Source organism: Sulfitobacter sediminis, assembly GCF_040811725.1.
Taxonomy (GTDB): domain Bacteria; phylum Pseudomonadota; class Alphaproteobacteria; order Rhodobacterales; family Rhodobacteraceae; genus Sulfitobacter; species Sulfitobacter sediminis.
Genome location: NZ_JBFNXX010000237.1, coordinates 1 through 242, shown reverse-complemented (window position 1 = coordinate 242; position 242 = coordinate 1). Strand labels below are relative to the sequence as shown.

The window sequence follows — 242 nt, the reverse complement described above, 5'->3', positions numbered from 1 at the left end:
TGAAGCACCTGTCGTCATCGCGGATGGTCGTGGTGGCGAGGACGGCGGAGGTGCTGCTGCAGTTGATGCGGGGGGGCGTGGGTTTGTTCGTCGAGGCGCGGGCGCACCCGGAGCTGCTCGCGGGGGTGCGGCCCGGGGAGGAGGACCAGCCGAAGCTCGCGGAGGGAGACGAAATGTTAGTCGGGTCCCGGGGGGCGCCCGCGGAAATGGCGGGCGGCCCGACCGGCCAGGTGGCGCCCGGG

1 pseudogene is annotated in these 242 nt (G+C 73.6%); it reads left to right on the top strand.

Going from position 1 to position 242, the window contains the following annotated elements:
• Positions 1 to 50: 50 nt before the first annotated feature.
• Positions 51 to 242, top strand: a pseudogene (locus AB2B41_RS23715) (hypothetical protein); the annotation flags it as partial.